Below are 12,146 nucleotides of genomic sequence, written 5' to 3'. Positions count from 1 at the left end.
CATTCGTATTAATCACGGCTATCCAAATAGAGTTCAGCAATAAAATCATAGCTGTCTCCACGATAATGAGAGCGGGTAAATTCAATAGGGCGCATGTCGGGCAGGAAAGAACGTCTTTCTATATAAAGGGTTGGCCCGCCAACCGGGACATCTAACAGGTCGGCTTGCGTTGGCTGTAGCAATTCAGCTCTTAGCCTCTGCAGGGCTCTTAGAGGTCGCAATCCGGATTTATCCAGCACACTGTAAAGAGAGTCTTCAACAACCAAAGGATCTGGCAAGAATTCCTGTGGAACTGTGGCCAGCTCAATCGCAAGCGCTTTGCCATCCGCACAGCGTATCCGATGTAAACGAGAGACCCCGACACCCGGTGACAAATTAAGCGCCATAGCTTCTTCGGGTGTCGCAAGTCCAGTGGCACGCTCGACCCAAACCACAGAAGGCTGCATCCCTCTGGCTGTAATATCCTCGGTAAAGCTGGTCAACTTGGAAAGAGGTTGTTCCATTCGCGAAGCAACAAAAGTTCCCGCCCCGTGACGCTGAACCAGCAAACCATCCCTCACCAGCCCCTGCACCGCTTTGCGCACGGTTACTCGGGATACTTCCAGCTCAGACGCGATATCACGTTCACTTGGCAATGCGTCTTCAACCTTAAACGCCCCGCTTTCTATTGCCTGTCTGATTAGCGTCTGCAATTGCTTATAGAGTGGCGTCGGATTACTACCATCAAGTCTGGATTTAACTTTCAGAGCGCGAAAGGTACTTACTTTCATTTTGAATCCTCCTGCTCATCAGAGGCCGATTTTCTTACCATTCGTATCGCACCATCCATCGCATCGCCGCGTGGTTTACTTAGAATTTTTTGGTATTTTTCTGGCAACTTAGGAGCAATACGTTTTGAAACACCCCCCATAAGACAAACAGTCTCAACACCTCTATCAAGCAGAGCCTGTATCATACACCCTGCTTCATGCACGGATTTGGCGACAATCCGGCACGCCAGTTCATCGCCTTCATTAGCATGATCAAAAATAAGCGGCGCAAAAGAACCGTAGTGATGTGGTTCTGCTTCTTCTGCCCACTTAACCATCACTTGGCGATCATTCTTAAAGTGCGCCATAATAGCCTTTGTTAATGGCGTTTCCGGGCGACATCCTTCAGCGGCGAAAAGAGAACTGCGAACAGCCGTTAAGCCAAGAACAGCGCCACTGGCATGATCCGAGATTTCAAACCCCCAACCGCCAACATTAATAACTTCGTCCTTAACAATACCCAGTCCGCAAGATCCCGTTCCCAAAATTAGAATACCCCCATCCTCACCAGCGTGGGCACCCAAACATGCTGTATAGGCATCCGTGGCTCCAGAGACGGATGCAAAGGAATGCGGGAAAGAAAGCATCGCCTGAAGCTCACTTTCCAATCCGAGACCAGCAAGCCCCAGCCCTACATGAAGGGACGCAAAATCTTCCCTGCCTCTACCAGATTGATGAAGTGCCTCAAGACAGGCTTTCTCGATTTCGTAGTAAACACGAACAGCTCCGAGCCTAGAATTTGACGGACCGGCAAAACCTTCACCCAGTATGTCACGATTCGCATTCTCAATCCGAACACGACAGCTCGTTCCGCCACCATCAACACCTGCATAGAGCATTTCGCTTACCACTTATCACCCCAGAACCAATAACAGACCAATACACAAAACCAATCGAATACCAATTTATGGCATTTTCTAAGAAAGGTAAATTCAAAAGATTTTATTTTTTTATAAAAATTATATTTTTTATTATTTTATCATTAAAAATCAGAATGTTAAATAAAACAAATGATAAATAATCCATTAACCCTTTCAAATACTACCTATAAAAATTGAAAAAATTGATTTCAAATTGGTTTCTTTTTGGTATTGTCAAATCAATCATTCATGAATTTATAGGTTTAAAAGCTTGGCGAAAGATATCCAGGGCACAGAAAAACATAGTCCCCGTTATCATAATATAGATACTTGGCCTGCTGAGGACATGCTTGAATCGCTTTGGGCTTCTCAGCTCAGAGCTATCTCTTGCATACAACAATCAATCCCGGAAATTTCTGCAAGTGCAGAAGCAATCGCCGAGCGATTATCCCACGGTGGACGACTTTTCTACATTGGCGCGGGATCTTCCGGGCACCTTGCTATTCAAGACTGTGTAGAAATCAACCCGACCTACGGCTGGCCTCTAGACAAACTAATTCCGTTGATTGCGGGTGGCAAAGATGCCCTTCTCGCCCCCATGGGTGGCGCAGAAGACGATGAAAGAATATCTGTTAAATCCCTAAAAGCGCATGCAATAAGTGCTCAGGATGTCATCATCGCCGTCGCAGCAAGTGGCTCTACCCCCTATACATTGGCGGCTGTAAAGCATGCGCGATCACAGGGAAGTCTGGTAATAAGCGTCGCCAACAATCGACACGCACCGATTTATGATCACGCACATCATTCGATTTTCTTAGATAGCGGCAGTGAAGTCATCGCTGGATCAACCAGGATGGCCGCTGGTACAGCACAAAAAGCAGCCCTGAACATGCTATCAACTCTAACGATGACAAAGCTAGGTCACGTTCATGACGGTTTGATGGTCTCCATGGTGATCAACAATGAAAAGCTGGAAAATCGTGGTGCAGCAATTATTCAGGAAATTACTGGAAGCGACAGTGAAACAGCAAAGAAATGCCTGAACGAAGCAGATAAAAACATAAAGCTCGCCGTTCTTCTGGCAATGAACCACCCCAAAGCTGAGGCAGAAAAAGCCCTCGCCGATAATCAGGGTCACCTGCGACAAGCAATGGAAAAACTTAAAGTAACCTATTAATAATTTTAACAAAAACCGGGAAAAACCCGGGCTCTTTATTAACTCGGAGGATAAGATGAAAAAAAGTAATCTAACATTAGGCACAAGTGTTGCTGCGATCGCTTTCGCAGCGGCTTCACTGACGCCAACTGTATCTGCTTTTGCAGATGAATTGATTATTGAAAGCTGGCGTACAGATGATTTGGACATCTGGGAGAGTCAGATTATTCCAGCATTCAACAAATCACATCCAGACATCAAAGTTCGCTTCGCGCCGTCACCGCCAACAGAATACAACGCCAACATGAATGCCAAGCTAACAGCTGGGACAGCTGGCGATCTTATTACCTGTAAGCCCTTTGACGCATCACTTGACCTATATAACAATGGTCATTTGACAAAAGTTGATGATCTTCCCGGTATGGAGAACTTCTCTGGCGTTGCGAAGTCCGCTTGGCAAACAGATGACGGCTCTACAACATTTTGCCTGCCAATGGCATCTGTGATCCACGGTTTCATCTACAACAAAGAAGCCTTTAAAGAGCTTGGCCTGGAAATTCCAAAAACAATTCCAGAATTTATGGCTGCCCTTGAAAAGATCAAAGAAGATGGCACTTATATTCCAATGTCAATGGGGACTGCTGATCAATGGGAAGCAGCGACCATGGGCTTTCAGAATGTTGGTCCAAATTTCTGGGCGGGCGAGAAAGGGCGCAAAGGCCTGATCGACGGCACAGAAAAACTGACTGATCCGCAGTATGTAAAAGTGTACAAGCATCTTGCTGAATGGGGGCCATATCTAGGCAAAGGCTACAAAGGTCAGTCTTATCCTGATAGCCAAAATCTCTTTAGTCTAGGTCGTGCAGCGATTTACCCGGCAGGGTCATGGGATATTTCGACCTTTAATGGTCAAGCTGATTTCGAATTTGGCGCTTTCCCACCACCCGTTCCGGCTGGACAGGACACTTGCTACATCTCTGATCACACAGACATTGGGCTTGGTATCAATGCAGCATCTAAAAATGTAAAAGCAGCCGAGACCTTCCTTAGCTGGATGGCATCTGCTGAAGCTGGTTCCATTTTCTCAAATGCACTGCCCGGCTTCTACGCATTGTCAAAGCACGAGCTAACCATTAACGACCCTGTTGCACAGGAATTCGTAAGCTGGCGTGGCAAATGTGAATCTTCTATCCGTAACTCCTATCAGATCCTTTCACGTGGCACACCAAACCTCGAAAACGATCTTTGGAATACTTCTGTTGGTGTTATCAATGGTAGCATGACAGCTGAAGAAGCAGCCAAGAAGGCACAGGACGGACTTGCTAGCTGGTACAAACCACAGCAATAAATCTGGTATAATAAAACGCCGGTACCTGAGCGGTACCGGCGTTTTACATATAAATTATGTCCCAATCGAAGTGAGTACCTATCCATATGGCCTTAAAAAATCAAAGGGGATCGTTCTTTCGAACACATATCTTAGTGTTCCTTTTGCCTGCGGCCCTGATCTATACCCTTTTTATGATCGTACCGCTGATCGATACTGTCAGATACAGCTTTTACGGTGAAACTGCCGAGGGCATTACGTCCTTTGTCGGTTGGGATAACTACATCCTCATTCTTACTGACGAACGTTGGTGGACAGACTTTAGTAATGCGCTAGAGAACAACTTTATCTTCTTTGTCATTCATATGTTTGTTCAAAACCCGATTGGCCTTCTCCTCGCTGCTTTATTGAGCTTGCCAAGATTAAAGATGGCAAACAGCTATCGCACCCTAATCTTTATGCCGACAATGCTCTCAGTTGTAATCATTGGCTTTATATGGAAGCTGATCCTCAGCCCACTTTGGGGCGTTGGCGATACTTTGGTTGGTTTTGTCGGAATGACAGATGGTCTTCCTGCCCTTTTAGGGGAAGAGTCCACAGCCTTGATCACCTTGTCATTTATATCTGTATGGCAATTTGTCGGGATCCCCATGATGTTGATCTATGCCGCCCTACTCAATGTCCCGGACGATTTAGTCGACGCAGCCATCGTTGATGGCGCGAACCAATGGACCGCCTTCTGGCGCATCAAGCTTCCCTTAATTTTACCAACTATTGCAATGGTTTCCGTCTTAACTTTCGTTGCAAACTTTAATGCATTTGATCTAATTTATGCAGTCAAAGGTGCCCTTGCTGGACCAAATTTTGAAACAGATATAATGGGTACAATGTTCTACCGCACCTTCTTTGGCTATCAACTTCAACCCGGCAGTGCCACCTTGGGCGCAACAGTTGCCAGCTTGATGTTCCTGGTCATTCTTTGCGGTGTCATGCTTTATCTTTTTGTTGTTCAACGTCGCTTACAACGCTATCAACTTTAGGAGGACGGACTGATGAAACTCACAAAACGCGTCGGCCCGTTAGGCGTTCATGCCGTCCTTATGTGCTACACCCTTATCGCGCTTTTTCCGATCTATCTCGTGATTATGAATTCCTTCAAAAGCAAAAAAGGAATTTTCAGAGACCCCCTCGCCCTACCAACAGGTACGACTTTTGACCTCGTTGGTTTTGAAAAGGTTATCGCCAGATCATCATTTGATGTCTATTTCACCAACTCCATATCTGTCACTGTCATTAGCTTAGTATTTGTATTACTACTTGGCGCAATGGCGGCATGGGCCTTGGCCGAATACGATTTCCCCGGCAGTGACATGATGGCGCTTTACCTTGCCATTGGTATTATGATCCCTATCCGTTTGGGCAGTGTTAGTTTGCTGAAGATGATTGTCGGCATGGGATTGGTGAACACCCTCACCGCTCTTGTTCTGGTCTATACAGCCCAAGGATTACCCCTGGCGATATTCATACTCAGGGAATTTATCGCGCAGATACCCAACGACCTCAAAGAAGCAGCGCGTTGTGATGGCGTCTCTGAATATAGAATTTTCTGGTCTATAATACTGCCGCTTATTCGTCCGGCTTTAGCAACTGTTGCGGTCTTTACCATGATACCAATCTGGAATGACCTCTGGTTTCCGCTAATTCTTGCACCAAGTCAGGAAACAGCAACTGTAACACTCGGTATCCAGCAGTTCATCGGCCAGTATGTTACAGACTGGAATGCAGTATTGGCATCACTGACACTGGCAATCGTTCCTATTTTGATCCTTTACGTCATCTTCTCTCGACAGTTGATACGTGGATTAACATCGGGGGCCGTCAAATGACCTTGCGCTTACAACAAACAAAAAACTTACAAATACTCATAAAGACATGCACAGCTGTGCATCAGGAGAGGTAGATTCATGGCTGATATCAAGCTTTCAGGTATCAAGAAATCCTATGGCAAAGCCGAAGTGCTACACGGGATAGATATCGACGTCAAAGATGGCGAGTTTGTGGTTTTTGTCGGCCCGTCAGGGTGCGGAAAATCAACACTTCTTCGGTTGATTGCTGGCTTGGAAACCATTTCAGACGGCGAACTGCAGATTGATGGAAAAACCGTCAATGACATGACTCCTTCGCAGCGAAAAATCGCCATGGTTTTCCAGTCATATGCGCTTTATCCGCATATGACAGTTTACAAGAACATGGCATTTGGTCTGACACTTGGCAAAAAAGGGTCGCTCGGCGGACTTCTCGGTGGTGGAGAAAACAAAAAACTGATTGATGAAAAAGTTCAAAAAGCAGCTAAAAGTCTTAAACTGGAAGACTATCTTCACAGATATCCGCGCGAACTTTCCGGCGGACAGCGCCAACGAGTTGCCATTGGCCGCGCCATTGTTCGCGACCCCAATGTTTTCCTTTTTGATGAACCTTTAAGTAACCTTGATGCAGCTCTACGCGTGAACACACGACTAGAGATTGCCAAGCTTCATCAGGATTTAGAAGCAACGATCATTTACGTTACCCATGACCAGGTCGAAGCCATGACGTTGGCGGACAAAATCGTTGTGGTAAACGGCGGCCATGTTGCCCAGTGTGGCTCTCCACTAGAACTTTACCACCACCCAGCAAACAAATTTGTTGCTGGTTTTATTGGCTCCCCTTCAATGAACTTTCTTGAAGGAACAATCTCTGCCGTTCATGCCGGAACCCTTGATGTATTACTCGATTACGATAACAGCACAGTCAGCATTCCAGTTCATCCGGACAAAGCCAAGCTCGGAGACAAAGTCACCATCGGCATTCGCCCAGAGCATATGAAAGAAGGTAATGATCAGGCCTTTAAACTCGCGGCTAAGGTAAATGTTGTCGAACGGTTGGGTGAAGCCAGTTATCTCTACTTGGAAAATGGGGAAAACGATCCTCTTTGCGTTAAAACCGACGGGCACAGCACCACAAAAACGGGTGACAAAGTTGATTTATGCGCAGATCTCTCTGCCGTTCATGTTTTCGACGCCGGAAGTAATGCTCTGGTACGGACAACCAGCAACGAAAAGTATACCGCTCCCCAATTTACAACATAAAACCAACAACAGTTCGTCCATACATTAACAGGTCCTGGAACTTATTTGATTCCAGGGCCTTTTTTTGTGTTACTATTTGCCAAAAACAAACATGCCAAATGCAACACAATTTGATCCATATCAAAGATAATTTTTGCCCGATCTATAAGATGTATCAAAACAATATCTATAGAGACGACGAGAGAGATGAGACAGTTAACTGAAAATAACCGAACGACTGGACCTGATCCGGTCATAAACGCGACAGTTAACAACGGCCTTGGGACCTACGATAACATGACCGATGATACTCAGTTATTTATTTCAAGCCACATCGCTCAGACACCACCAGAGCACCTTGAAGAAACTCTACGAGCAATTATGGAACACCCTCATGCAGATGTCCCCATGGTTGATGACAAGGGAAAGCTGGTTGTCCTTATAGACGCCCCCACAAGTAAAGATGCGATTAAAACCATAGAAAGCATCCAAGCTTTGGCGAATATCTATTCTTTCACGCCCGTCTACCAACACGAAGAAGTTTGAAAATTCAATCTGAAATTCAACAGATTAACTGAGGAACCTATGTCATGAAGTTATCAAGACGTGACTATATCAAGGCCAACGCCGTCGCTGTCGCCGCGGGTGTTGCGGGAATGACCGCGCCAAGTGCTGCGAGCAATCTGCTTACAGAAAGTTCTAAAACAGCATTAACCTGGTCCAAGGCTCCCTGCCGCTTTTGTGGTACAGGCTGTAGCGTTATGGTTGGCACCAAAGAAGGTAAAGTTGTCGCGACACACGGTGACGTTAAGGCTGAAGTCAACCGCGGCTTGAATTGTGTAAAGGGGTATTTCCTGTCCAAAATCATGTACGGGAAAGATCGCCTAAAGACACCCCTTCTTCGTATGAAAGATGGCAAATACCATAAAGAAGGCGAATTCACCCCCGTATCTTGGGATGTTGCCTTTGACACAATGGCTGACAAGTTCAAATCTGCCATTAAAGAAAAAGGGCCAACCTCTGTTGGTATGTTTGGTTCTGGTCAGTGGACTGTCTGGGAAGGTTACGCTGCATCCAAGTTAATGAAAGCCGGCTTTGCGACAAACAATATTGATCCAAACGCACGTCACTGTATGGCCTCTGCCGTAGGCGGTTTTATGCGTACCTTTGGCATTGATGAGCCAATGGGCTGTTACGATGACATTGAAGCAACAGATGCTTTTGTACTTTGGGGCTCTAACATGGCAGAGATGCACCCCATCCTCTGGACACGTGTTGCAGATCGCCGTCTAAGTGCGCCAAACACCAAGGTTGCTGTTCTCTCTACATATGAACATCGCTGTTTTGATCTTGCAGACATTCCAATGGTTTTCACACCACAGACTGACCTTGCAATTCTGAACTTTATTGCGAACTACATCATTCAGAACGACAAAGTAAACCAAGACTTTGTTTCAAAGCACGTCAATTTCCGTCGCGGCAATGACGATATCGGGTATGGTTTACGTCCAGAGCACGAATTACAGAAGAAAGCGAAGAACGCAGATAAAGCTGGTGGATCTTCTGAAATGAGCTTTGAAGAGTTCAAAGCATTTGTTGCAGATTACACAGTAGAAAAAGTATCAAAGCTTTCTAGCGTTCCTGAAAATCGTTTGATCGAACTCGCCGAACTTTACGCTGATCCTGATCGTAAAGTTGTTTCCTTCTGGACTATGGGTTTCAATCAGCACACACGCGGTGTTTGGTGTAACAACCTGATTTACAACATTCATCTACTTGTTGGTAAAATCTCTACACCAGGTAATTCTCCTTTCTCATTAACAGGCCAGCCATCCGCTTGTGGAACAGCCCGTGAAGTCGGAACCTTCTCACACCGTCTTCCTGCCGATATGGTGGTTACAAATCCAAAGCATCGCGCTGCAGCTGAAAAAATATGGAAGATTCCAGCTGGCGTTATTCCGCCTAAACCCGGCTTTCATGCTGTACTACAAAACCGTATGCTCAAAGATGGCAAACTTAATGCCTATTGGGTTATGTGTAACAACAACATGCAAGCCGCACCAAATTTCAATGAAGAAGGCTATCCCGGATATCGTAACCCAGAAAACTTCATTGTCGTTTCAGACCCTTATCCTACAGTAACTGCCGAAGCTGCCGATCTTATTTTACCAACAGCCATGTGGGTCGAAAAAGAAGGTGCTTATGGTAATGCAGAACGTAGAACTCAATTCTGGCACCAACTAGTGGATGCACCGGGCGAGGCCCGCTCTGATTTATGGCAGCTAATGGAATTCTCCAAACGCTTCACCACAGATGAAGTGTGGCCTGCTGACGTTCTAAAAGATAACCCGGAGTACAAGGGAAAAACTCTTTTTGAAGTGCTTTATCAAAACGGCAATGTAGATAAATTTCCGCTTTCAGAAACACATCCTGATTACAACAATGTCGAAGCAAAACATTTTGGCTTCTACGCTCAGAAGGGACTCTTTGAGGAATACGCAACATTTGGACGGGGTCATGCCCACGATCTCGCACCATTTGAAACCTATCATAAAGAGCGCGGCCTAAGATGGCCTGTTGTTGATGGTAAAGAAACTAAATGGCGCTTCAAAGAAGGATCTGATCCTTACGCGAAACCGGGGAGTGATTATGACTTCTATGGCAAGCCAGATGGACGTGCCGTTATCTTTGCCCTTCCCTACGAGCCGGCAGCAGAAAGCCCTGATGAAGAGTATGATCTATGGCTATCAACTGGTCGTGTTCTAGAGCACTGGCACTCAGGGTCTATGACACAACGTGTGCCAGAGCTTTATAAAGCATTCCCGGATGCCGTTGTCTTTATGCATCCGGACGATGCAAGTAAGCGTGGTCTGAGACGCGGTCAAGAAGTGAAAGTTATTTCCCGGCGCGGTGAAATAGTTACCCGTGTAGAAACCCGTGGTCGAAACAAACCACCAAAAGGGCTGGTGTTTGTACCTTGGTTCGATGCAAGCCAGTTGATCAATAAGGTCACATTGGATGCAACCGATCCACTGTCAAAACAAACAGATTATAAAAAATGTGCTATTAAAATAGTTGCAACGGGGAGAGCATAAAATGAAACGCCTTCTTGTAAACATCACTGCTGCTGTCGGCCTTATGTCACTTGCAAGTACTGCTGCATTTTCTGATGGAGCGGCAACCTTGAGACAGGGAGAACCTATTGCTTCCGAAGCACAAGCCCCGAAAATGAACAAGGTAGAAAACAACGATGTAAAGCGTGTTCGAAACTATCCTGAACAGCCGCCGACCATCCCGCACCAAACCAGAGATTATGAAATATCTTTGAATGCGAACAAGTGCCTTTCCTGTCACGCAAGAACACGTACAGGTGAATCTCAGGCGCCGATGGTAAGCGTGACCCACTATATGGATAGGGACAATCAGGTTCTGGCAACGGTTTCACCACGTAGATATTTCTGTAATCAATGTCACGTTACTCAAGTCACAGCACCACCGCTCGTAGAGAACGAGTTCATTGACGTCGAACACATCATAAAGGGTGAATAGGCAAAACCATGTTGACACCAATCAAAAAATTATGGGGATTTGCCTGTAGGATCTGGTCCAGTGCCAATCGCCCAGCCAAGCATCTTTCTATTGGGTTTCTAACCATTGGTGGTTTTGTTGCCGGTGTCATGTTCTGGGGTGGTTTCAACACCGCCCTCGAATTGACCAATACGGAAGAATTCTGTGTTAGTTGTCATGAAATGGGCGACAACGTTTTTGTTGAACTCAAACCAACCATTCACTACAGCAATAGATCTGGCGTAAGGGCAACATGTCCGGACTGTCACGTTCCTCATAATTGGACGGACAAAATTTCTCGTAAAATGCAAGCTTCCAAAGAAGTGTGGGGCAAGCTATTTGGGACGATCAACACCCGTGAAAAATTCCAGGCCGAACGAAGACGCCTTGCCGGACACGAATGGGAGCGCCTGAAAGCGAACAACTCATTAGAATGTCGGAACTGCCACTCTACTGAATCAATGGACATCACAGTACAGTCTACCCGGGCCGCCGAAGCGCACCAAGCGTTCCTGTTTACTGGTGAGAAAACCTGTATCGATTGTCACAAAGGTATCGCACACGAACTACCGGACATGACAGGTGTTGAAGGCTGGGAATAAAAAATAATCTTATTACACAGATCTTACGATAAAACGGGCCTTTTAACGGCCCGTTTTTTTTAAGCAAATTAACCACAAAAAACTCAGATGTTTCCATCTGAGTTTTTTTACTTACACAAACCAGTTTGCCTTTATTGTGTTGGTGGGCCTGAGATAAAAATCTGATACATCCAGATTGAAAAGCCATAGGCACCGACCAAGGCAATTGTTAGCGCAGGAATAAGACCTGCGGCCAAAAACATGAACAATGACACTTCTTGTGTCTTGGTTTTCTCATGTGTTGCAGTTGGAGCTTCTTGCACGTTACATCCCTCTGGTTAACATCGCTTGAGAAAACGTCTTTGCAGACGCACGAAAAATTTTAATTCAGTTTTCCATAATACACTTACAAACAAAACCTGTTTTGATTCATATCAATTTGGGATCAATAAATCTATCTTAGCTAAAATTACAGCCTATAAATAATTCTTACTATAAATCAAACGCAAATACACCGGAGACCAATTTATAAATATATTGAGTCCAAGCCTAACATGCTTGTCTATTGAAGCTCTATCTTTTATAAACTTTAGTTTCCTAGGGGTGCCGTATAAATACGGCTGAGATTGTAATCATTAAGTACAGGACCCTTCGAACCTGATCCGGGTAATGCCGGCGAAGGGATTGGAATATAGGCAAAAACGACTCTCAATTCAGAGCAGTATCAATTTGTCAAAAC

At 45.4% G+C, this 12,146-nt stretch carries 12 protein-coding genes and 1 riboswitch; of the genes, 9 read left to right on the top strand and 3 right to left on the bottom strand.

Translation table 11 applies throughout. From position 1 onward, the window contains the following. Window positions 1–8: 8 nt before the first annotated feature. Together ACN0QW_RS03850 and ACN0QW_RS03845 are read right to left on the bottom strand one after the other, a co-directional pair. On the bottom strand, window positions 9–770 hold the full coding sequence (locus ACN0QW_RS03850) for a GntR family transcriptional regulator (RefSeq protein WP_417428935.1): 762 nt from the start codon (window positions 768–770) through the stop codon (window positions 9–11). After that, window positions 767–1,660, bottom strand: coding sequence for a BadF/BadG/BcrA/BcrD ATPase family protein (locus ACN0QW_RS03845; RefSeq protein WP_417428933.1), 894 nt, complete (start codon window positions 1,658–1,660; stop codon window positions 767–769). Before ACN0QW_RS03845 ends, ACN0QW_RS03850 begins: the two co-directional genes overlap by 4 nt. Window positions 1,661–1,940: 280 nt before the next feature. Between ACN0QW_RS03845 and ACN0QW_RS03840 the strand changes: the two genes are divergently transcribed. The 9 genes from ACN0QW_RS03840 (at window position 1,941) to ACN0QW_RS03800 (ending at window position 11,428) form a co-directional block, all read left to right on the top strand. Next, window positions 1,941–2,846: an N-acetylmuramic acid 6-phosphate etherase gene (locus ACN0QW_RS03840; RefSeq protein ID WP_417428931.1), complete on the top strand. Its 906-nt coding sequence runs from the start codon at window positions 1,941–1,943 to the stop codon at window positions 2,844–2,846. Window positions 2,847–2,901: 55 nt separating this feature from the next. Then, window positions 2,902–4,173: an ABC transporter substrate-binding protein gene (locus tag ACN0QW_RS03835; RefSeq protein ID WP_417428929.1), complete on the top strand. Its 1,272-nt coding sequence runs from the start codon at window positions 2,902–2,904 to the stop codon at window positions 4,171–4,173. A gap of 86 nt (window positions 4,174–4,259) precedes the next feature. Next, window positions 4,260–5,192 (top strand): carbohydrate ABC transporter permease, encoded by a 933-nt coding sequence (locus ACN0QW_RS03830; protein WP_417428927.1) that lies wholly within the window; start codon window positions 4,260–4,262, stop codon window positions 5,190–5,192. A gap of 12 nt (window positions 5,193–5,204) precedes the next feature. Continuing rightward, the gene (locus tag ACN0QW_RS03825; RefSeq protein ID WP_417428925.1) at window positions 5,205–6,038 is read left to right on the top strand and encodes a carbohydrate ABC transporter permease; all 834 of its coding nucleotides are present in this window, start codon (window positions 5,205–5,207) and stop codon (window positions 6,036–6,038) included. A 78-nt stretch (window positions 6,039–6,116) separates the two neighbouring features. Further along, entirely contained in the window at window positions 6,117–7,280 is a 1,164-nt protein-coding gene (locus tag ACN0QW_RS03820) for an ABC transporter ATP-binding protein (RefSeq protein WP_417428923.1), read from the top strand. 186 nt (window positions 7,281–7,466) lie between these two features. Then, the gene (locus tag ACN0QW_RS03815) at window positions 7,467–7,805 is read left to right on the top strand and encodes a chaperone NapD (RefSeq protein ID WP_417428921.1); all 339 of its coding nucleotides are present in this window, start codon (window positions 7,467–7,469) and stop codon (window positions 7,803–7,805) included. A gap of 44 nt (window positions 7,806–7,849) precedes the next feature. Beyond that, window positions 7,850–10,354 carry a nitrate reductase catalytic subunit NapA gene (napA, locus tag ACN0QW_RS03810; RefSeq protein WP_417428919.1) on the top strand — a complete coding sequence of 835 codons (2,505 nt, stop codon included), beginning with the start codon at window positions 7,850–7,852 and terminating at the stop codon, window positions 10,352–10,354. 1 nt (window position 10,355) lies between these two features. Continuing rightward, window positions 10,356–10,808, top strand: coding sequence for a nitrate reductase cytochrome c-type subunit (locus ACN0QW_RS03805; RefSeq protein ID WP_417428917.1), 453 nt, complete (start codon window positions 10,356–10,358; stop codon window positions 10,806–10,808). Between the two features lie 8 nt (window positions 10,809–10,816). After that, on the top strand, window positions 10,817–11,428 hold the full coding sequence (locus tag ACN0QW_RS03800) for a NapC/NirT family cytochrome c (protein ID WP_299380688.1): 612 nt from the start codon (window positions 10,817–10,819) through the stop codon (window positions 11,426–11,428). 131 nt (window positions 11,429–11,559) lie between these two features. On the opposite strand, the gene ACN0QW_RS03795 is transcribed toward ACN0QW_RS03800, so the two are convergent. Next, complete coding sequence (locus tag ACN0QW_RS03795) at window positions 11,560–11,730, bottom strand: periplasmic nitrate reductase, NapE protein (RefSeq protein ID WP_299380687.1); 171 nt, start codon at window positions 11,728–11,730, stop codon at window positions 11,560–11,562. A 266-nt stretch (window positions 11,731–11,996) separates the two neighbouring features. Beyond that, window positions 11,997–12,109, top strand: a riboswitch (TPP riboswitch). Window positions 12,110–12,146: the final 37 nt, after the last annotated feature.

The sequence above is a fragment of the Kiloniella sp. genome (genome assembly GCF_048259265.1).
Lineage (GTDB): Bacteria > Pseudomonadota > Alphaproteobacteria > Kiloniellales > Kiloniellaceae > Kiloniella.
The sequence above is the reverse complement of the archived record's forward strand: the minus strand, read 5'-3'. Positions and strand labels throughout refer to the sequence as shown.

Bases quoted from the DNA above. Each gene is read 5' to 3' on its own strand.
- ACN0QW_RS03850 (WP_417428935.1), bottom strand. From the start codon at position 770: ATGAAAGTAAGTACCTTTCGCGCTCTGAAAGTTAAATCCAGACTTGAT.
- ACN0QW_RS03820 (WP_417428923.1), top strand. From the start codon at position 6,117: ATGGCTGATATCAAGCTTTCAGGTATCAAGAAATCCTATGGCAAAGCC.
- ACN0QW_RS03825 (WP_417428925.1), top strand. From the start codon at position 5,205: ATGAAACTCACAAAACGCGTCGGCCCGTTAGGCGTTCATGCCGTCCTT.
- ACN0QW_RS03800 (WP_299380688.1), top strand. From the start codon at position 10,817: ATGTTGACACCAATCAAAAAATTATGGGGATTTGCCTGTAGGATCTGG.
- ACN0QW_RS03830 (WP_417428927.1), top strand. From the start codon at position 4,260: ATGGCCTTAAAAAATCAAAGGGGATCGTTCTTTCGAACACATATCTTA.
- ACN0QW_RS03805 (WP_417428917.1), top strand. From the start codon at position 10,356: ATGAAACGCCTTCTTGTAAACATCACTGCTGCTGTCGGCCTTATGTCA.
- ACN0QW_RS03815 (WP_417428921.1), top strand. From the start codon at position 7,467: ATGAGACAGTTAACTGAAAATAACCGAACGACTGGACCTGATCCGGTC.
- ACN0QW_RS03835 (WP_417428929.1), top strand. From the start codon at position 2,902: ATGAAAAAAAGTAATCTAACATTAGGCACAAGTGTTGCTGCGATCGCT.
- napA (WP_417428919.1), top strand. From the start codon at position 7,850: ATGAAGTTATCAAGACGTGACTATATCAAGGCCAACGCCGTCGCTGTC.